The organism is Dictyobacter kobayashii (assembly GCF_003967555.1).
GTDB classification, from domain to species: Bacteria; Chloroflexota; Ktedonobacteria; order Ktedonobacterales; family Ktedonobacteraceae; genus Dictyobacter; species Dictyobacter kobayashii.
Genome location: NZ_BIFS01000002.1, coordinates 1730147 through 1750428, shown reverse-complemented (window position 1 = coordinate 1750428; position 20282 = coordinate 1730147). Strand labels below are relative to the sequence as shown.

General features: G+C 49.9%; 18 protein-coding genes. 8 read left to right on the top strand and 10 right to left on the bottom strand.

The genetic code is table 11. The features are described 5' to 3' along the window. Positions 1-783: 783 nt before the first annotated feature. Complete coding sequence (locus EL645_RS34090; protein ID WP_126556905.1) at positions 784-1239, bottom strand: YiiD C-terminal domain-containing protein; 456 nt, start codon at positions 1237-1239, stop codon at positions 784-786. A gap of 281 nt (positions 1240-1520) precedes the next feature. On the opposite strand from EL645_RS34090, the gene EL645_RS34085 reads away from it, so the two are divergent. Continuing rightward, a complete protein-coding gene (locus EL645_RS34085; RefSeq protein WP_136625343.1) occupies positions 1521-2921 on the top strand; it encodes a hypothetical protein in 1401 nt (466 codons plus the stop codon). A 108-nt stretch (positions 2922-3029) separates the two neighbouring features. Here EL645_RS34085 and EL645_RS34080 read toward each other — a convergent pair whose 3' ends face one another. Then, positions 3030-3977 (bottom strand): aminoglycoside phosphotransferase family protein, encoded by a 948-nt coding sequence (locus EL645_RS34080; protein WP_161977918.1) that lies wholly within the window; start codon positions 3975-3977, stop codon positions 3030-3032. 327 nt (positions 3978-4304) lie between these two features. On the opposite strand from EL645_RS34080, the gene EL645_RS34075 reads away from it, so the two are divergent. Continuing rightward, the gene (locus EL645_RS34075; protein WP_126556902.1) at positions 4305-5291 is read left to right on the top strand and encodes an HAD family hydrolase; all 987 of its coding nucleotides are present in this window, start codon (positions 4305-4307) and stop codon (positions 5289-5291) included. Positions 5292-5460: 169 nt separating this feature from the next. Here the strand turns inward: EL645_RS34075 and EL645_RS40305 are convergent, their stop codons facing one another. Beyond that, positions 5461-6447, bottom strand: coding sequence for a hypothetical protein (locus EL645_RS40305; protein WP_126556901.1), 987 nt, complete (start codon positions 6445-6447; stop codon positions 5461-5463). A gap of 886 nt (positions 6448-7333) precedes the next feature. Here EL645_RS40305 and EL645_RS34065 point away from each other — a divergent pair. From EL645_RS34065 to EL645_RS34055, 3 genes are all read left to right on the top strand, one after another. Further along, positions 7334-8488 (top strand): O-antigen ligase family protein, encoded by a 1155-nt coding sequence (locus EL645_RS34065; protein WP_161977917.1) that lies wholly within the window; start codon positions 7334-7336, stop codon positions 8486-8488. A gap of 100 nt (positions 8489-8588) precedes the next feature. Further along, a complete protein-coding gene (locus EL645_RS34060; protein WP_126556899.1) occupies positions 8589-9647 on the top strand; it encodes a glycosyltransferase family 4 protein in 1059 nt (352 codons plus the stop codon). 261 nt (positions 9648-9908) lie between these two features. Then, on the top strand, positions 9909-10196 hold the full coding sequence (locus tag EL645_RS34055) for a Wzz/FepE/Etk N-terminal domain-containing protein (protein ID WP_126556898.1): 288 nt from the start codon (positions 9909-9911) through the stop codon (positions 10194-10196). Here EL645_RS34055 and EL645_RS44750 read toward each other — a convergent pair. After that, the gene (locus EL645_RS44750) at positions 10193-10318 is read right to left on the bottom strand and encodes a hypothetical protein (protein WP_281276450.1); all 126 of its coding nucleotides are present in this window, start codon (positions 10316-10318) and stop codon (positions 10193-10195) included. The genes EL645_RS34055 and EL645_RS44750 overlap by 4 nt on opposite strands. Before the next feature lie 27 nt (positions 10319-10345). Between EL645_RS44750 and EL645_RS34050 the strand changes: the two genes are divergently transcribed. After that, on the top strand, positions 10346-12670 hold the full coding sequence (locus EL645_RS34050; RefSeq protein ID WP_136625342.1) for an alpha/beta fold hydrolase: 2325 nt from the start codon (positions 10346-10348) through the stop codon (positions 12668-12670). Here EL645_RS34050 and EL645_RS34045 read toward each other — a convergent pair whose 3' ends face one another. Both EL645_RS34045 and EL645_RS34040 read right to left on the bottom strand, forming a co-directional pair. Beyond that, positions 12671-13618, bottom strand: a complete 948-nt coding sequence (locus EL645_RS34045) for a DUF4118 domain-containing protein (RefSeq protein WP_126556896.1) — start codon at positions 13616-13618, stop codon at positions 12671-12673. 106 nt (positions 13619-13724) lie between these two features. Then, positions 13725-13949: a hypothetical protein gene (locus EL645_RS34040; RefSeq protein ID WP_126556895.1), complete on the bottom strand. Its 225-nt coding sequence runs from the start codon at positions 13947-13949 to the stop codon at positions 13725-13727. A 770-nt stretch (positions 13950-14719) separates the two neighbouring features. Between EL645_RS34040 and EL645_RS44745 the strand changes: the two genes are divergently transcribed. Beyond that, positions 14720-15325, top strand: coding sequence for an amidohydrolase family protein (locus EL645_RS44745; protein ID WP_126556894.1), 606 nt, complete (start codon positions 14720-14722; stop codon positions 15323-15325). Then, complete coding sequence (locus EL645_RS44740; RefSeq protein ID WP_281276449.1) at positions 15318-15677, top strand: amidohydrolase family protein; 360 nt, start codon at positions 15318-15320, stop codon at positions 15675-15677. Before EL645_RS44745 ends, EL645_RS44740 begins: the two co-directional genes overlap by 8 nt. Before the next feature lie 26 nt (positions 15678-15703). Here EL645_RS44740 and EL645_RS34025 read toward each other — a convergent pair whose 3' ends face one another. The 4 genes from EL645_RS34025 to EL645_RS34010 form a co-directional block, all read right to left on the bottom strand. Beyond that, positions 15704-16378: a class II aldolase/adducin family protein gene (locus EL645_RS34025; protein WP_126556892.1), complete on the bottom strand. Its 675-nt coding sequence runs from the start codon at positions 16376-16378 to the stop codon at positions 15704-15706. Between the two features lie 88 nt (positions 16379-16466). Continuing rightward, positions 16467-16979 (bottom strand): hypothetical protein, encoded by a 513-nt coding sequence (locus EL645_RS34020; protein ID WP_126556891.1) that lies wholly within the window; start codon positions 16977-16979, stop codon positions 16467-16469. Between the two features lie 209 nt (positions 16980-17188). Then, on the bottom strand, positions 17189-19660 hold the full coding sequence (locus EL645_RS34015; protein ID WP_126556890.1) for a peptidase domain-containing ABC transporter: 2472 nt from the start codon (positions 19658-19660) through the stop codon (positions 17189-17191). After that, entirely contained in the window at positions 19657-20226 is a 570-nt protein-coding gene (locus tag EL645_RS34010) for a hypothetical protein (RefSeq protein ID WP_126556889.1), read from the bottom strand. The genes EL645_RS34015 and EL645_RS34010 overlap by 4 nt, the downstream gene beginning before the upstream one ends. Between the last annotated feature and the right edge of the window lie 56 nt (positions 20227-20282).

Genomic DNA, 20282 nt, shown 5'->3' with positions numbered 1-20282 from the left:
AACCTTATATTTTAATTCCCCGGCTGACATCGCTTTCGCCAGCTTTCCAGAATCCGCTCAACGCTCACCACCCGCATCCGCCAGACCTTAACCATCCCAACCAGCAACCTGCCATGCTCCCTGGAAAGATGACAATCCAGCAAAAAGATGATCACTACAAAGACGAACAATCCCCTGGTACATCAAATAATACACAGGAAACAGTATATATGATGATAAATAAAACTTCATTATGCCATTAAAATAGTATGAAAAGATGAGGGCAATGTATGGGATGTTTTATTCCCATGTCCATGGGAATATGTCGTTGCCGTGCGGGCGTGCGCTGGCGCGCCCGCAATTCATTATGTTATGGTGCAAAAGGCGCTCTGCGCCTTTTGCACCATAACATAATGAATTGCGGGCCTGGAAGGTGCAGATGTATGTGCGATATCCTCTTTTTGCATCATAACATAATGAATTATTAGGTATCAAAAACTATGTACAGGTTGCCGGGAGTGCAAGGAACTTGTATCTTATTTGCTAACACGAGCATAACTTTTTTTACATATGTGCATGCAGAAAGTGCGCGGATGCACACTTTCTGCATGCACATATGTAAAACAGTACGGGCACGCCAGCGCACGCCCGAAGGGAAAGAAAGGAGAAAAGAAAAGAAAGGGAGATAATTTTGGTATACAAAAAAAAGTGGTGGCGGGGGTTCATAGTTCGAGGGTCTTTTTAATAGGGCTGTGACCCACTACTACATTTCTTTCTCGCACTGTTAAAAAGACACCTCAGCTCTTATTTCTCTTCCAGCAGCACGACATAGCGTCCTACGAAGGAAACGGCCAGGGTGTCACCCTCAATGATCTCAGCCTTCAATTCCAGGCGCCCCTTCTGGTGGGTGCGCAACATCTTCTCGAAGCGTCCCAGTTGTTCGTTGGTGGGACGGTAACAATAGGCCGAAAAGTCCTTTTTCACGGGGGTGAGGTAGCGACAACTGCTATCTTGAATTATGATCTCGCCCTGCAAATCAAGCTCCTGCAACATAAACCAGATCATACTCCAGCCAGCCAGGGTCAACAACGCGCTCAGGCTGCCACCAAAGGCGGTGCCTGCATGGTTGACGTTCTCTGCCAGCGGGGCATCCAGGCGCAGCATACGCTCATTATAAGCGCCCGCCGTCAGGTGAAAATGCCTGGTGATAGGTATTTCTTTATAGAGTAAAGCCTGGAGCTCTTGCAATCGGTCCTGCATTAGATGGCTGCCTTCCTTCACGCAAAATCATCGACGTGTATAGTGTACCTCTTTTTGAACACCCTGATCAAATCAATAATACACTATATGGATTGTGCAAAAGCAGCCTTTATCGCTCTTACCAAGAATTTAAGAAGAATAGGTCCTTTCAGTATAAAAGATTCCTTGACAGAAATATTGGTTACGCGTATCTTAGTAAGAGCTCTCATTCCTGAGCAAAAGAAGCCTTTAGATTACAAAAAAAGAGCAGACAAGTGCTTGTCTGCATATGAGGTGATCGGATGCTATTTGAACTGTTTTTTTTTCTTGGCCTCCAGGCTATATTCATAATCATAAATCTTTCTATTGGCATGATCGGCTTTATACGTAGCCAGCAGGTCTGGAAAGAGACCCTGACAGCTCCACGACACGACACCCAACCAATCAATGATTTTTTAAGCTTTATAGCCAGGCGCAATGCGGCTTTTCGCCAGAGCAATATCTTAAATACATTGGTGTTAATTCTTGGCATGGGACTACTTGGGATTGGCTTCCTGCAATTACCCGATCTATTTATACACGGACCAATAGTAGTCATTAATGATAGTGATTCTCTAACACTGGCTAACCTCTACCTGATTGTTTTTTTAGTCATCTTTTTCTCACCGCTGCTAGGCCTCTCGATTGGTGGCAATATTGCCATACTACTCACCAACATTTTTGTGGATGCCAGGGCCGTTGAATTTTTCCATATTTCCACCCTGTCGCGGCAGGAATTTACCCGGCAGCGACTGTTTTTTATCCTTAACGCCGCCTTACCCCTGATCATTTTTGCCGAGGTTACAGGACTGATCGCGACCGCGACAGGTCAGTTTATTCCTGCCTTCATTGTCATACTTATTTTTGTGATCGCCATCGCATGTATACGAGTGTTTTTTGGTCGCAAACTGCTCAAAGCAACTCGCTTCTTACAACCAATCGAACAAACCAGGTGGGCCCATCTACAGCCTCGTATCACCGCCTGGTCACGTCTGGCAGGTATAGAATTTCGGGAGGTCTTAATCCAACCAGACGCACTCGGCACCAATATTCTTATCATGGGCCGCCAAAGGCCCACCCTGATTATTGGCGACTGGATACTGCAATACACTGATTGGCGTCAGCAGGATGCTATGTTCTGCATTGAACTGGCCCTGGCAAAGAAAAAGGTACTCACCTGGCGCTACTGGCACCGCTTCAGCGTGCTTATGGGCCTGGCACTAATAATTCTTGTACCAATTCTCTTGCTGATAAGCGGAGTACAGCTAGATTTATTACTTTTACCGCTACTCATTTTTGCCATGCTACTCGTGTTTATATTCATAAATCGCAGCTTCGGCAAAAAAATGCATACCCTTTACCTGGACTCCGATTGCATCGCCTGTTACTTCACAGGCGATCCCATGGCCACCATGGTTGCGCTCAGCACCTTGCAGGCCCTGAATGGCGTGCGGTCCACGCAAAAATCAGCCGTCATTCCCTCGGCCAACACACGCCTGCAACAATTGGACCAGCTGGCGCGCCAGCCCTGGCCACGCGCGCCCTTCGCCAGCGAACTGGTACCGGCCATCACCCCAGTCACCTTCGGTCCCTACCAGCTCAGCAAAGCCTTCGAGCAACAAAGCGAGCCCGCACCCGTCCCAGCGCCCCCTATGTCCCATTAAAATAACATGTACATGCGGCCCTGGCGGGCACTTTTGCTCTTCTGAATATCATAGCCAACAATAATAATTACGCGATTATTATTGTTGGCTATGACATTACCTGGTTGGCTATGACATTGCTTGCGCATATTGATCAATATTGCGGATCATAGCAGGTATCCATTTTTTGGATTCGGGGAGCTCGTACATGGCCTCGGTCAGGGTCCAGCGAATGCTGGTAATCAGGATACAGACGGCACCGAGGGCAATTTGCCAATCGAGTGGACGGCTTAGCATGAGGCCCACGCTGGGATAGGTGGCGGCCCAACGCTTAACCTCTGTTTCATAGGCATCCAGCATCAGCCTGGTTTCGATCTTGCGAAAAGCTGCCCCATGTACCAGGCTATATAGATCACCCAGATAAGGGCTCAAATAAGCCATCGCCCAATCAACCGGGACAATAGTATCGTCGCTAATCACCAGATTTTTCACATGATAGTCGTTATGGCAAAGGGTCAGAGGAAGCTGGGTATAGAGTTCCTGCAATTTATCGGGCAGCCAACGCTTCACGGTCAGCAACACCACCTTCTTGGACTCCTCCAGTTCTTCATGCTGCAGTAGATAATCAAGCGCCTGGAGATAATAATCCGCTGGCATACAATAGTGCTCTAACAACTTTGCATCCATACCTTGCAACTGTACCAGGGCGGCGCAGCGCAAGCGGGCCAGTACACGCGCAGCCTCCAAAAAATGGTCCGTCAGAGGCTGCTGCTCCAGCGTATTAAGGCCAACATCCTCTAAGATAAACAGCTGGTCAGACGCCCCCAACCAATAGGAATGGAGTTGTGGGCGGGGTGCATGTAGCGGCAGCAAAACATCCTGGTAAATCGGCAACTCACCCGCCATCGATCCCCGACTGCGCTTCGCGATCCAGGTTGCCCCATTGCGCGTCGTCATCCGCCATACTTCGGAGAGCCCCCATTTGCGTAAAAGTTCCCACTGCACCGTCTCCGCCAGCACTGGAAGCTGCAGGATGTAGTTACGCCACGGCAGAGGAATCATACTAATGTTTTGCATATATTTTCTCATTGTATGGAATAACATCATACAACACTACACATGATAGTATAGACAATCTTCTTGCCAGTTAGCAAGTATCATAGGGATCTTGTGGCTTATTTGTGTGCATGAGCTCACGCACCCGAAACAATTTTTTATCATAAATCGTGTAGGTGCAGCAGGGCAGCGAGCCCCAACTGCACCTACACGATCACCTCTCCCTTTTCATATTACCTTGATAGGGGGTACACTGTTAGGAGAAGGTTGGGTTTAAGGTCAATATGTTTTGGCCGTCTTTAAACTATAAGAAAGAGATTGGCAGCTATACTATTTCAGGAGTTCCATATGACAGATCACGCATATAATATAAATATAGATACAGATACATCCACACACGCTGAGCCATTGGCATCCTGGCAGGATGGTCCGACCAAACGGGCCATCCTCAAATTTGTACAACAGGTCACCGACAAAAGCAGCTCGACCTATGTACCGGTAGCCGAACGTATTGCTGCCTTTGATAATGACGGTACCCTGTGGTGTGAGAAACCATCATATACGCAAGAGATCTTCATTATTAAGTATTTTCACGAACAGGCAGAACGCCACCCCGAGCTACGCGAGGTGCAGCCATTTAAAGCTTTTTTAGAGAATGATCGCGCCTATTTCCAGGCTTTAAGCATCCAGGAAGTAGGCAAACTGGTCCTGCAGGCGGTCGCCGATCTACCCCAGGAGGAATATGTACAGAAGGTGCGCACCTTCTTTGAAGAGACATTGCACCCACACTATCAGCGTCCCTTTACCGAGATGGCCTATGCTCCTATGATGGAGCTCATTGGCTACCTGCGCCAGCACGAGTTCCAGGTCTACCTGGTTACCGGCGGCGAAACAGATTTTGTGCGTGAGATCGCCGAGAAGATGTATGGAATTCCTCGCAGCCATGTGATCGGTAGCGCGGTCATGGTCAAGCTGGAAACCTACCATGACCAGCCGATGCTCGTCAGGCAGAAGAGTATGCTGGAGCCATTTAATGAGGGGACCGGTAAAGTAGTCAATATCCATGTACATATCGGTCAACAACCGATCCTGGCGGTCGGTAATTCAAATGGAGATCTGGATATGCTCCTGTATACCGAGCATCAGTCGCGTCCACATTTACCTTTGTTAATCCATCACGATGATAGCGAGCGCGAATTCGCTTATGAGCGTGGGGCGGAGCGGGCACTCCAGGCCGCAACCTTGCATGACTGGAACATTATCAGTATGAAAAATGATTTCAAGCACATTTTCTCATTCGCTCAGATCGACGCCACATACAGCGTCCATCAATAAAATATTGCGCTCAACCTCCCGCTGCCAAACTTGTTCAAAGAGGTCCAGGTTTGCAGCGTCCCGCCAATTCTACTACTAATCATCCTCTTCAACCATCTAGATACAACCACAAAAAAACCCTCCATATTCACAAAGAATATGGAGGGGACTAATAATATTAGAGCAAAAGCTAACTTGGGCGATAGGGAAGATTCTCATCCGATGAAGTAGCTCTAGGCGCCTCGGACTCAGGATAGCCATTGGCTGACGATGGCACGTTTTCCGCCTTACGTGTCGGCTCGTCTTGCGGTCCGGCTGCATAAACTGGTTTAGGCTCAGCCTCAGAACGTGACTGAGGATCGGCAGGTCGCTCTGGCACAGGCTGCCTATACGGAGGTTGTCCAGGATAGGGCTGAGCAGGATAGGGCTGTCCAGCGTGAGGTTGTCCAGAATACGGCTGACCATAGGGTGGCTGAGCAGGATAAGGCTGGCCATAGGGTGGTTGTCCAGGATACGGCTGACCAGGATAGGGTTGTCCATAAGGGGGCTGTCCAGGATACGGTTGTCCATAAGGGGGCTGTCCAGGATACGGTTGCCCCGGATAGGGTTGACCATAGGGGGGCTGGCCATATGGCATTGGACCTGCCAGATAGGGATTGCCAGACTTGCGAGCCAGGCTACGACCCAATAAGCCTCCAAGAGCACCAATACCAGCACCAAAAGCAATGGTAAAGATCAGACCCATTACCACACCAAAGATACCACTCACAAGCAAAAACGAGTGTGCCGCTTGGGGCGATAAGTGTGTACCACCACTGCTTGAGGTCGCTTGCTGATAAGCACTCACCGATTGGTCTAATGTAACGGTAGATAAGAGGATTACACTAAAGATGGCATAGAGGACTCCATCAATAACCCCTGTCCATACGCCGGCCAGCGTCGCGGTGCTCACTTTACCAGTCTTTCTGGCGGCCAGTGTACCGACCAGAAAGAAGAGGCCCACATCAATAAGCAGAGCCAATCCAGTAAGAGAATAAGAGATCAACAAGCTTTGGGGAAATAAAAATGTCTTAATACAGATAAAAATGGCACCCAACACAAACATGCCCACCCCAAAGATGAGGCCATATAGAAATGAGACTTTTCCTCCCTCCGGAGGCTGTTTATAAGGCTGCATGAAGTACTCCTCACTAACAAAAGCAGCGCGGCATCCCAAGTATATCGAACATGCTTTTATTCAGATGATATAGATAGGCATAATAATTTTGTCTAGCTCTATTATAGAAGAAATTGCGTTTTATCACCAGCATATGCCTGATGATACAGGGCTTTTTCATGTTCCTCTTGGGCGCCTGCAGCGCCGGGTTGGGAGTGTGGAGTGTATGTAGTGGGCGGCCGCGGCCGCCCACTACATACACTCCACACATGAAAGAATGGGCCTCTTCTCGCTTGCTCGTCATCTCCATATTTGCAGGAGAGAGGAGGCTGCGGCCGCCCACCACACTCTCTCCACACAGGAAAGAATGTACATCGTATCGCTTGCTGATGATATCCAGGTTTTTGACAAAAATGCCCGACTCCTACATATACGCAACTCTCGTGCTTCAAGTTTCGATATATAGGTATAGTTTCAAAATATAATTGTGCTATTGCCCTGCGAAGCAGAGCAAGATTTTCCGCAACGCTACAAGTAAAGCTGGTGAATGCCGTAGGCATCTATCAGACCTTAATAGTTACGAAAAAAGAAAAAGTTAATAGCGGCTACTCTGAGTAACATTTGGACAACTAGCTATCATACATATGATAGGTGTGTACGCACTTGACACCCTATGTCTGAAATATATGTCAGATATAAAGGGATGAAAAAAAACAACAAACGCCAATATTACAACTGGCTAATGCTGTTGTACCTATTGGTTGCAGCCCCAAGCATAGCGTTTCCGCTTACGATAGTTGGACTCTCTTCCCCGCTATTTATAGGCAATATTATATTTGTGCTGTTCGGCGTGGTGGGTTTGTTACGCAGTGTGAGTGTCAGTACGAAAATAAGGCCCGACGCACGATTGCTGCCGGCACATATCCTGTTGCCAGCAATCAGTCTTGTCGTTTTTGGCCTGACCTCCATTATCTATGCGCGCCTCAAACCTGATCCAGGCGTAACCGATATCTTCCGCCATAGCCACGCCTCATGGACGCTGGTGAACATTATCGAGATGCTCTTACTCTTTGGGCTGCCCGTGGTATTAATCGTGATACCACATTCTATTCGGCGCGCCCGTGATGTAAAATGGATCGTTATCGTCTGCGCAGTACTGGGTATCATCTATGCGCTGGCCACCATCCAGGCAGCACCATTTAGCAGTTATAGCCAGTTGATGATTTTAAGCCCTACCAGTACTCCTATACTGGGGCTACTTCCTCCGCTGCCAGGCATGCAACTTGTCTTCTTCGTCTGTGTTGCCATGGGACAGGCCCTTTATGCGCGCCAGCGCACAACAGCCTTCTACTGGTGGCTCTTAACACTTATCGTTATCCTGGCCACGCTGCTCTCCTTCGATCGCACAGCCTGGATTATCTTGTCGGTCTCAACCCTGACTATGCTAGGCTTACGCACTCGCAATATCGGCGTGCTTCCACTCATCCTGGCCATCCTATTGCTACTCTGGATACCAGCCATCCTGAACTTTATTATTCCAGACCAGGCATATAACGTGGGCCAACTCTTCAAGTGGCAAGAGGCCATTGATATCTGGCGGCACCAGCCATGGATAGGTATTGGAGCAGGCAATTACCAGTTTTTTACCAATCTATATGGAATAGCAATGGGAAGCGAGACACACAATCAATATGTGGAGGTACTGGCAGAAATGGGTGTTCAGGGACTACTCTGCCTTGTGTGGATGGTCATAGCGATCGGCTATATTGCCCTGCAGCGCTTCAAACAAGCGATGACAGGCGCGAGCAAAGCTATCACCGTATCTTATCTGGGGTACTACACTGCCTTGCTTATTCTAAGCTTCTCAGGCAACTCATTTCTGCCATCCGCAGCAGACACAAATGGGACGAGCGCCCAGATTATTGCCTCTTATCACTGGTTTCTGCTAGGTATCGTGCTAAACATACCCCAATGGGAAAAAGCCGGAACACCCCCTGACCAGGCTCCACTCCTGGATACTCCAAAGAAGCAGCTGCATAATCCTAAAAAATGCCTGTCATAGCTCAAATACTACAAATCTGCTATTTAGGTCAGCTGTACAATAATCATAAGTATAAGAAACAAAGAAAGCATCTTCATTATATAGCTAAGGACTGATTATCATGCGCATCTTATTTGTCACTCCGCAGGTGCCATCACGCATGCGTGCACGCTCATTCAACCTGCTCAAGGCGCTTTCAAAAAAACATGATATCGCCCTGGTTTCACTATTAGTAGATAAATACGACATGGCATTGTTAAAAGAGGTAGAACCTTATTGTGCCTCTATTGACCTGGTTCCTCATACAAAATGGCAGAGCCAGGCCAATCGCCTGCGTGCCCTCGTCACGCGGATACCGCTGAGCATCGCTGCCTTGCGCTCGGCTACCTTGATCCAATGTCTCAAAGAAGTTGTTCAAAGGCAGCATATCGACCTCATCCACGCAGAAGTAATCACACTGGTTCCAGCCCTGAATGCATTGCGAGAAGAGATACAGATACCCATAGTCTATGACGCTGTCAATTGTGCCTCATGGCTCTTACAACAAAAACTGGATACCACCCACGATCCTCTCAAACGCTGGTTTATCCAGCGCGAGATGCAAAAAATGCGCCAGTTTGAAGCCTCCAGGCTGGCACAATTTGAACAGATCATTATCGCCAGCGCCTCAGACCGAGATCGCCTTGGCCTCCTGATGGAACATCCGCACAACATCAAGGTGGTTAGCAATTGCGTGGATACTGATTACTTCAAACCAGGACGCAGCCGACCCAGGCATACGAACTCGCTGATCTTCTGTGCCAGGCTAGATAACTGTTCCAACGCACAGGCCATCCTGCACTTCTGCGCGCGCATACTGCCCTTGATCTGGCAAGCAAAGCCCGAAACCTGTCTGACTATCGTCGGTCCCAATCCTCCAATAGAGGTCAAAGCGCTGGAGGCAGACAAGCGCATTACCGTTACTGGCTATGTACCAGATACACGCTCATACCTGGATAGTGCCGCCGTGGCCCTGGCTCCTCTACTGGTCCCGACTGGTCCACAGTTCAAAATACTCGAGGCCCTGGCGATGGAGACACCCGTCGTGACCACCCCTCGCTGCAGCCGGGCGCTAGGTACATCACACGGCCAACACCTGCTGGTTGCGGAAGGCCCCAGGCCTATGCTGAAGCGGTCATAACCTTACTCAATCATCCATTTCTGGCCCGGGCCCTGGGAGAGCATGGTCGAAAATTCGTCATCGACCACTACAGCTGGTTAAGTGCCGCTGCCAACCTGAATCAACTCTATGCCGAATTGCCAGATATAGCTGATCTCTATGATCCCCAGACACCCTTACCATTTTCACATAATTCGCACACCGAGCAGATCAGAAAAGTATGATCATCTATATAAGGTAAATGCTGTATAAAATCTAAAAACACACGGAAAGGATAGTTTCATGACAATTAATCAGTACATACATGCGTTAAAGAAGCGCTGGCAATTGATTGTTTTGTGTTTCCTGGCCGTGGGACTGGGAGCATATGCAGGCAGTAAACTGATCATTCCACGCTATCAATCTACCGCGATTATCCAGATTGTGCTTCATTCAACTAGCAATCAGATAGACATCAATAGTCTCCTGGCCAGCGATCAATTGGTGCAAACACAGGCCCAGCTGGCTGGCAGCGTGCCCGTGTTACGTGAAGTGGCATCCCATTATCCACATCTTACCCCGAACAGCTAGCCAGCGAGATCAAAATCACCCCCAAAGCTGGTACCCAGCTCTTCAACATTGATGTGTTGGATGCCGATCCCAGACGAGCCGCGACCATCGCCAACGACATCGCCAGCACCTCGATCAGACAACAGGTCGAGCTAATCCAACAGAATAAAATGGTATCGCTGCAACAGATCCAGAATGATCTGAAACAGACGCGTGCCCAGCTCAATGATATAGAGAACCAGCGCGCCAAACTGGCGGACGACAAAACAAAGGAGATCGACGCGCGCTCACTGGATACCCAGGCCGAGGATCTACATCTGCATTATAGTCAGTTGCAATCGCTCCTGGCACAGATTGAGTTGACTGAGGCCCAGGGCGTTACCTTCTTACATGTTGCTCAAATGGCTCAACCAGCCAACCAACCGGCCCAACCGAATGTGCGCTTCAATACCTTACTGGGCTCAGTCAGCGGCCTATTGTTCGGCCTGCTGCTCACCTTCATACTTGAGTTATTTGATGGTCATATATATAGTGAGGACGAGCTAGCTCAATTAGTGGACTGGCCGCTGCTCACCACGATCTGGAATGAGTCGGTCAGCAAGAAAAAGGGACAAAAGCAAAGCGAGTTATATATACCTGATAATAAGGATGCCAATAGTGAGGCCTATCGTCTATTGCGTGCCAATATTGGTCTCTACCAGGTCCATCAACCTATCCGCACCATACTGGTCATCAGCGCCACGCCCCAGGATGGTAAAAGCACGATCGCCGCCAATCTGGCCATTTTTATGGCGCGTGCCAACAAGCGAACCCTGCTAATTGATGCTGACCTGCGCCGTCCCACGCTGGCGCAAAAATTCCACCTGCAGCCGGATCAAAATGGCTTCAGCGACGCCATCCAGCACTATGCGACAGAACATACGTCTCCTAAAACCTCCACCGCCATACTAGAGGAGATCAGTACAGGCAAAAATGGCGTGCTCAAAGATTACATGCATGCAGGCAATATACCTGACCTGCTCGTAATGCCGAGCGGCCCCCTCCCTCCTAATCCATCTGAACTCCTGGATTCAAAGGCCATGGATCAATTTATGGCAGCCCTGAAGCAGTGCGAGTGCGAGACCATTATTTTTGATACCCCACCGTTGTTAGGTCTCTCGGATACGACCATTCTTTTACCAAAAGTCGATGGTGTTTTAGTGGTAGTCGATATTAAGAAAGCCAGCAAGAAAAACATCCAGCGCGTCCAGATGTTATTAGGGCAGTCAGAGAGCCGGGTCCTGGGCTGCATTATCAACAAACACAAGTATAATCCCCGTGAGCTCCCGTTTGATTATTACCATAATCAATCAGCCAGCACGGTTGTAGAGGAACCGCAAAAACAGCCAGCGCGACCCAGGCTCAAAGTAGAGAAAACAGCCAGGCGGCTCACGCTGCCCAAAGTAGCCAAAGAAAAACTTAGCGTCCAGCAGAGCATGAGTAAGCAACAGCAGCAAGCAATCATGCAAATTACGGCAATGGATACCGTTCCCTCTTTACCTGCTATCGAAAAGAGAATACCTGCGATTGAAAAGAGAAGCCCTGAAGGATACCTGGCGCTTGAGGATGGTGTGCGCCTGTATTATAAAGTTATTGGCAATAAACCCCAGACCCTGATCATCCCGGCCGCTAGCTGGCTGGCCGCCGATCTCACCGCCCTGGCGCAAGAGTATACCCTTATCTTTTATGATCAACGCGGTCGCGGTAAATCCGATGCCATCCTGGATCGCAGCAAAATCGGCATGCAGCAAGACATTGATGACCTGGAAGCCATACGGCAACACTTCAATGTACAACACTGCTCGCTGCTAGGATGGTCCTATCTGGGTGGCACTACCGCGCTCTACAGCCTGCAGTATCCAACCCGGGTCAAATGCCTGATTCTGGTGGCGCCAATGGCGCTACGCTGCTGCAAATATGAAGATAGCCGGAAGCTAGATCCAGATAAGCGCCTGGACCCTCGGGCCATCAAACGCTTAGAAGAGATGCTAAAAAAAGGCGTTGACAAAAAAGATCCCGGCACGTATAACCGCGAATATATCAAAGCCACGCGCCTTCCACGTCAGATGGGCAAGCCCCAGGCCCTGGCGCGCATGAAAAGCGATCCCTGGGTCTCACCCAACGAATGGCCGGATGCGATCTCTGCCTTCTTCGATACCTTTGCCCGCTCCATCGGCGACTGGGATTGGCGCGCCAGGATCGTCACACTGACAATCCCAACCCTCGTCATTCATGGAGAGGAAGATCTCGTGCCCCTCTCTTCATCACAGGAGTGGGTAAAAACGCTGCCTGACAGTCGCCTCTTGAGCATTCCAGCCGTAGGACATTATCCCTGGCTAGAGAGTCCAGAGATTTTCATGCCAGCAGTCATACAGTTCATCCAGGAACAATGGCCGCCTGAATTACCAGCGCACCAGAGCCTGGTCGTCTCACAGTCACATCGCAGTAAACGCTGATTAATCAACATGATAAACAACTGAACGCAGGTGTACGCGCTCAAGTAGTGAGGACACCTGCTCGCAGAATGTCCAGAAGAAAGAGACCTGGGAACCGGCACGCATCAGGTCTTCATCCATACTCTCCTGATTGGCAAACCAGGGCGCCGGATTGGTAATCCGCAGGCAAAGTACACCAAATGAGCGATCATCGGCCTTCAAAGGAATCAGGCGCAGCGTCGAAATTGGTGGCACGCCTTGATAATAACGAATATTCAGGTCGGCATCCTGTTTATAGGGCTGAGAAGTCTGGCGCCGCTCCATCATACGGCCCTGGAGCATCGATGTAACAGCCAGCAAACGCTCCTCATAATCCAACTCAAAGCCACCAGGCCCTGAGGTCATCAACTGCTTTAGCGCCCCCTGCTCATCCGGTAATAGCAAAGCGCAGTGGCTCACGCCCCAGGAGGCAAACACCCTGGTCACAGCCAGAGCAACAATCTCCAACTGATCATCGAGGGATTCATGAGAATTGGTCAGGCGAATCAGTTCATAGAGGATACGAGCTTCGCTCTCGCGTTGCCGGGCCAGAGCCGAACGTTGACGCAGCACAATCGTCAACTGACTGGTCAACAAGGCTGTAATTAAAAATACAAAGAGGGCCACCCACTCTTCCCAGCGATTAATGGTAAAGAGGTAGAGAGGCGGTACCAAAAAAAAGTCGAACGAAAAGAAAGCCACAAACGAGGCCAGGAGAGAGGCATAGCGCCCAAAGATACTGGCCAACGCCAGGATCACCAGCAGATAGATGATCGAAATATTTGGAATGCGTGGGTAGAGATGAAAAGCCGCAATCAATGCGGTCACACCTAAAGTCCCAAAAAAACCAAATACACTCTCCCATAATATCCCCTGCCAGCTCACCGGCTTTCTTCCGCGCAGTTGAGGGATACTTTCCACGTTTTGCATAGGTGTTCTTCTTTCCAAAAAGCAAAACCAGACCAAAGTTTGTTGATTTACAATTCAGCTATCTTCCAAGCGAGCAACATCTATCTTATCTATTTAAGTGTTACTATTATACGCTTTTGCGATGACTCTTGCTACAAATCATGCCCGAAATTCCCAATCTATCCCCTAAAATAGTCTCTTCCAATGCCGCCTGCGGCGGCATTGGAAAGGAAGGAGAAGTTGGGGGCACAGCCCCCAGGCCCCCAGTCAAGGGGCTCGCCGCCCCTTGCATCCCCGCCAGACCGCCTGACCGCTCATAGGTGCCACCGGGAAGATGGAGAAGTTGGGGCACACCCCAGGCCCCCAGTCAAGGGGTTCGCCGCCCCTTGCATCCGGGCTTACCCCAATACCATTTAGTTAAGAAGAATTTGAGCTCAAACATGGGATGGGAGCTTGCCCCCCCTTTTCCCTTCCTGTACGAAAAAGCGACAAGAAAGACGATGCTCATAGGTTCGGCCCTCAGCGGCCGATTGCCACCCCGGTAGGGTGGCCCGGTCTCCTCACCGCTCGGTCTCTCGTCACCGATCCCTCGACCCACGCGGTGCCCAAACGCATGGTCCGTGTGTGGGCACCGCGTGAAGGAAGGGCAAATACCACGGGGTGCTTGAGATACCGGGCCGCCCTACCGGGGCGGCAATCGGGCGCTGAGGCCCGAACCTATGACATCTCTTTTCTTGTTGCCTGGTCGTATGGGAAAGGGAGGGAGGGCTTGTCGTCCGCTAGCAATCACCATGTTTGAGCTCAAATTCTTCGTATCTTAACGGTATTGGGGCTTACCCCCTGCCTCCCTCTGCAGGTGGGGTAGAGGAGAAATATTATCTACCCATATATAGGGTAACAAAAAAAAGCTCAATTTTTGTTCAAAAATTTCCCATAAACTCTCAAAAAAACTGAGGAATAGAACAGGCACCAGCAATGGTTCCCACGATAATAGACACGGGGAACAAAAGATAGCAGAAAAGCACATAGCAATGCATAAAAATATCTATTGAAATGAAGGAGAAAGCATGCTATAACAGAAGAACAATTTTGTAAAAGACTATCAGAAATAAGGAATCGTATATGAATTCACAGGTTCCACCTCGTCTGATCGACTTTCATAGTCATTATTATGACGAAGGTTGGCTCCCTCTACCCACGCCACAAGGAACCAGTGGCATTGCACGTGCGTGGCCGCTCCTCACCAATATAGAGGATCAACTGGCAATCATGGACGTGGCAGGCATTGATGCCAAGGTGATCAGCGCCCCTTCCAGTACGATCGTTTCGCCGGTCGAGCAGCTGCCATTGATTATGATGGAGCGCATCAATGATCAGATAGCCACGTTGATTGCACGCTATCCAGAACGCTTACTGGGGTTGGCCACCATCGATGCCTTCCAGGGTAAAGCGGCGGCCCGTGAAGTGATGCGGGCGGTCCAGGAATTGCAGCTAACGGGTATCTGTATCGATTGTTCGCAGGGTGGTCGCTACCTGGATGCCCCGGAGACGCGTCCGGTGTTTGAAATAGCACACGAGCTGGGCATAACAATTTTTATCCATCCCGTTAGCCCGGCTGGACTCACAGAGCGACTGGCGCACCTGGGGCCATACTGGCACGCTGCTGGCCAGAGGCACCGAGAACGCTGCCAGTATCCTGACCCTGCTGCGCAGTGGCATATTGGATAAATATCCCAGACTGAGAATCGTACTGCCCATGATTGGTGTGGCGGCCCTTATCTTCGCGGGTCTGGCCGAACAGGAATATACGCGCGACGACGGCTGGAAGGGTTCAGCACCAGGAGCGGCACGCAAAAACCTGTATATTGATACGATGGGTTTCGATCTTTCCACCTTACGCTTCGCGCTAGATCTTTTGGGTCCTGAGCATCTTATTATCGGCAGCGACTGGCCCATTATGCCAATTACAACCCGTCGTCGCGTCGATGAAATACTGCTCCATTTAAATCTAACCGAAGCACAGAAAGCGGCCGTGCTTAGTGGTAATACCGAGCGCCTGCTCACACCAATCACTGACTAGGTCAGTTTTTCAACACAAGCAACCTGCTAGGAGAGTGAGCCAAAGCGTTGCATATGCTGACGCTCTCGCTCCAGCGCATCGGCGGGAAATGGCTTTTCACCACCAATTGAACGTGCATCCAGCGTCATCTCGGCTGCCTCCTCCATGATCACGATCAATTGAGCCGCAGCCAGGATATCGCGACTAAAAGATAACAGCCCGTGATTTCCCAACAAGACCGCAGGGACCAGAGGATGGGCGCGTAGCTGCGCGACAATATTAGTAATCGATTCCTGAGATCCGCGAGGCGCCCAATCCGCGACAGGAATATCTTCAACAATCCCAAAACGTAGAAATGCCTCATAGACACAGGGCAATGGCTGATTGGCCAGCGCGAAACTGGTAACCCGGGGCGAATGAGTATGAATAACGGCATGTACATCCTGACGCTCACGATAGACGCAGGCATGCATTCCGATGATCTCACGCGTCACTGGGTCCAGTTCACCCTCCACGACTTCGCCATCAAAGGTCACTGCCACCAGTTGTTCCGGCAACAAATGAGCAATATGGCTGGTCGAAGTGATCAACATAAGATCCTTGCCAGGCAAACGTACACTCATATTGCCATGGCCACTACGAGAAAGCACACCCGTTTGTGCGAGGCGCTGGGCCGCCTGGACCACCTGCTCACGTAACTCACTATAGCTTAATGGTTCCATTAAATCCTCTCAATCAATGCGATTTCTTTGCTACTCTTCTTGCCATAGAATATCTCACGAAAGCGTATTTTCCAAACCGAACAAAAAACTACGCACATGAAAGCGAGCTATGCTCATTTTTTGGCTGGTTGCACATAACGTACATAAATACCCTGCCCCCGACGGTGCATAAAATATTCTGGACGGGATCATAGGTCATATCACCTTGCTTCAGCAATGGCACAGCCGCCGGCTTTGGGAGCAACGATAAAATACTCTGAGTCGGTACTTTCGCGAGCGGATAATTAAAATGCTGGAACACCTGCTGAGGATGATCGCATATCTTTTGCAGGCCAGTCATCAAGGTAGCCTCACGCGTGTGGACAGTCTGTACGGCCTCCGTTTCATCTGGCATTGGGATAAACCAGACGGTAGCTAACATACATATAATCAGTAGAATACCTACCAGGCGCCATGGACGTTGTCTCATCCTATGCAAGGCTTTAAACATGCCAAACCGGTAGCGTACTATCCATCGATCGAGTTCATCAGGTGGTCCACCGAAAGATTTAGAGTTTCTTGCTCCCAGGGGTGAGGAGAAGCCACGAAAAGGATATTTCATCGCACTGATCCTCTCTAGCTTGCTGGATAAAACCAGGGGACTATCGAAGCAGCTCTTATAGATTTTACGCATTCAAGGAGTGCACATGACTTAGAAGTACATAGGTCCTAAATTAATAATAATATAAAAAGCTCTAGAATGGTAGGGATCAGCGCAAACCACATTAATATCCACCATGCTAGAACTTTTTAGTAGAAAACAGAACAGAACTAGTCACTCTTGATTTCGCCGCTCTCTAGCTGACTTTGAATCAATTTAGAATAGAAGCCGCCCAGTTTTAAGAGCTCGCGGTGGGAGCCGCGCTCAATGATCTTACCTTGATCCAACACCAGGATCTGGTTAGCGTTGCGGATAGTGCTTAAGCGATGGGCAATGATGATCTGGGTGCAGGCAAACTTACGCAGGTTACGCTCAACGGTAGCCTCGGTAACGACATCCAGGCTGCTGGTCGCTTCATCCAGCATTAAGATGGCCGGGGCGGTAGCGATCGCACGGGCGAGGGCAATACGCTGGCGCTGGCCACCCGACATGGCGCTACCACCTTCCGATACAAAGGTCTCGTACTCCATTGGCATAAGCATGACATCATCGTGCAAGGAGGCAATCTGCGCAGCTTTAATTACCCGCTCCATACCCATAGTAGGATCGTTAAAGGCGATATTTTGGCGGACCGAGCCGCTGAAAATGTTCGCCTCCTGCATCACCACACCAAATTGCGCCCGCACTGCCTGATAATTCATCACGCTGAGCGGAATATTATCATAGAAGATCTCGCCACTGGTCGGTAGATACAGGCCAAGCATCAACTTACCCAGCGTCGTCTTACCCGAACCCGATTTACCCACCAGGGCTATTTTCTGGCCAGCCGCGATATTCACATAGATGTTTTTCAAAATCGGCGGCGAGTTTGGATCATACTGGAACGATACATTCTCCAGGCGCACGCTACCTAACAAACGGGGAGGTAACTTGACCGTGGTCGCATCCTGCTCCGGTGTAGCATCCATTACATCCGAGATGCGCTCCAGATGAGCCTGGACATACTGCAAGGTCTGAGCACTGCTAATCAAGGATGACAACGGTGTCAAGAAGGCGATGGCCAGCGCATTGAGGGCTAGCATGGTACCAACTGACAATTGATTATTGAGCACCTGAATCGTACCTACCCAGAGCAACAAGAACGGGGCCAGTGAAGAAAGAGATCCCATACCGGTTGAGATGAGCGAGGAGATGTAGTTGCGCCGCGTGGCCACATTCATTTGTTCAAAAAAGAAGTTAGACCAGGTATTGCGAGCTCGCTGCTCAGCGCCCGCCGCCTTTAACGAGACTATCCCTTTGAGCACCTCTGAGAAATAGCCCTGAGCTTTGCCGCTGGCAATCAGCTCGCGCCGCGCCAGTTCGCGTACAGGACGGGCAGTCCATAATAGTAGTACACCCTGCAGCGTGCCAATAGCGATCACGATCAAGGCGATAAACGGCGAGGCCGCCAGCAGGATAATAAAGTAGACGAGCACAAAAACACCATCCAGGGCGGTTGAGATGAGCTGATTACCGATTGCATCGCGAATAACCAGATTACTGCTCAGGCGCGAGATAATATCACCGCTGGAGCGCTGTTGAAAGAAGCGCAAGGGTAATTTAAGCAGATGATCAAAAAAATTGAGCATCATTTCCATATCCAGCCGGGCCTGGAGATAAGACAACACGGTGGCTCTCAGGAGGGTTGTCACAGTCTGTGAAATGATGATCAATAACAGGCCAATACTCACCAATGTTAAGCCATCACGTAGCCTCAAAGGTAGAATCTGATCCACCACAATCTCAGTAAAGATCGGCACCACCAGGCCAAAAGCCTGTAGTAGCAACGAGGCCAGCAAAATCTGTCCCATTGCCCCTGGCGCCAGGCCCAGGTAGCGCGCCACATACGAGCGCAAATTTATACGATTGAGCTGTGAAGTCTCAGTTGAAAAGTCAGGTCCCGGCTCCAGCTTAATTACAATGCCTGTAAAACTGCGGTCGAACTCTTCTCCAGTCACGCTCCGCCGCCCGCTGGCAGGATCAACCAATTGGACCGACTCGGGGCTCCAACGTTCAACAATCAAGAAGTGATTGAATTCCCAGTGGACGATCGCAGGAAGCTTCACATTGCTGAAATTGTTCTCCTGTAAAGAGATCGCCCGTACTTTCAATCCATAGGCACGTGCAGACTTTACCAGCGCCAACGCATTCAGGCCATCACGGCCCACACCACAAAATTCCCGCATCTCGGCAACCGTGGTCTTACGCTTATAATAGCTCAAGATCATAGCCAGGCAGGCGGCCCCACACTCAACTGCTTCCATCTGCTGCAAGGGAGGAACGCGACGTCTATGCTTATACTTTTTAGTCGATGTAGTTGTAGCAGCCCCTTTAGGGGGTGTGGGAGGAGCCGGGGTAGGAGGAACCTGGGCCTGTTGGGGAGGGGGAATAGGAGCGGCAGCCTGTTCCTGAGCTTGCTCACGGGCCATAGCCGCTTGCAGGAAAAATGTCTGGGTCAACATCGTTTTTTCACGATGGTCCATTAAATCCTTTACTTCAGGCGCAAGCGGCTGATTTGGAGCCTGGAGGTCCGCCAGGTAGGCAGATCGGCGCTTGCCAGATTGCAAAATCGAGGCATCCAGATCCTCAGGTTTATTGCTCACTTATTACCCCCCACAAATTGACTAATGCCAGGAATTAATGACAGCACAGGACGGGTCCCTATCTGTATCTGGGCATTTATCACGCTGCCCGCGAACGACTTCAACAAATTTGCCGAACTATTTTTGACCGTAACCACAACTGATGGCTCCTCAATCACTCCCCAGCCGCTACTGCCCAGATTAAATTGCTGGCGCGCATCCGTGGGCGTCATCACTTTCTTGTCGACACTCTCTACAGTTGTCGTAAAATCAGGCCCATTAAGGCCAACCTGGACGCGCACAGGCATGCCCGCCTGTATAGTATTCAACTGGTTAGCCGGTATAAAAATGTACACACCCTGAGCTTCATGAGCGGTTTTCTGCCCCAGCACAATACCTGAAGCTGTAGTGAACATAGGAATCTGCCCAAACCAGGAAACAACCACGGCAATTAGCAGCACAGCCAGCACAATCCATAACACAGCCGCTGTGCGCAAAGAAATCAGTCGCGGCACCACTGCTTCTTGATTCTGCTGCGAATAATGCTTTAATGCACGCTCACGATATGGAGAAGGCCTGGTTGACATGTATACCCTTTCCCTCAACTATATATATCCCAACACTAATCACTCTATAAACGCCT

Excerpts from the sequence above, each read along its gene's own strand:
- EL645_RS34090 (WP_126556905.1), bottom strand. The coding sequence starts at position 1,239 with ATGCAGGACCGATTGCAAGAGCTCCAGGCTTTACTCTATAAAGAAATA.
- EL645_RS34085 (WP_136625343.1), top strand. The coding sequence starts at position 1,521 with ATGCTATTTGAACTGTTTTTTTTTCTTGGCCTCCAGGCTATATTCATA.
- EL645_RS34080 (WP_161977918.1), bottom strand. The coding sequence starts at position 3,977 with ATGCAAAACATTAGTATGATTCCTCTGCCGTGGCGTAACTACATCCTG.
- EL645_RS34075 (WP_126556902.1), top strand. The coding sequence starts at position 4,305 with ATGACAGATCACGCATATAATATAAATATAGATACAGATACATCCACA.
- EL645_RS40305 (WP_126556901.1), bottom strand. The coding sequence starts at position 6,447 with ATGCAGCCTTATAAACAGCCTCCGGAGGGAGGAAAAGTCTCATTTCTA.
- EL645_RS34060 (WP_126556899.1), top strand. The coding sequence starts at position 8,589 with ATGCGCATCTTATTTGTCACTCCGCAGGTGCCATCACGCATGCGTGCA.
- EL645_RS34055 (WP_126556898.1), top strand. The coding sequence starts at position 9,909 with ATGACAATTAATCAGTACATACATGCGTTAAAGAAGCGCTGGCAATTG.
- EL645_RS34050 (WP_136625342.1), top strand. The coding sequence starts at position 10,346 with ATGGTATCGCTGCAACAGATCCAGAATGATCTGAAACAGACGCGTGCC.
- EL645_RS34045 (WP_126556896.1), bottom strand. The coding sequence starts at position 13,618 with ATGCAAAACGTGGAAAGTATCCCTCAACTGCGCGGAAGAAAGCCGGTG.
- EL645_RS44745 (WP_126556894.1), top strand. The coding sequence starts at position 14,720 with ATGAATTCACAGGTTCCACCTCGTCTGATCGACTTTCATAGTCATTAT.
- EL645_RS34025 (WP_126556892.1), bottom strand. The coding sequence starts at position 16,378 with ATGGAACCATTAAGCTATAGTGAGTTACGTGAGCAGGTGGTCCAGGCG.
- EL645_RS34020 (WP_126556891.1), bottom strand. The coding sequence starts at position 16,979 with ATGAAATATCCTTTTCGTGGCTTCTCCTCACCCCTGGGAGCAAGAAAC.
- EL645_RS34010 (WP_126556889.1), bottom strand. The coding sequence starts at position 20,226 with ATGTCAACCAGGCCTTCTCCATATCGTGAGCGTGCATTAAAGCATTAT.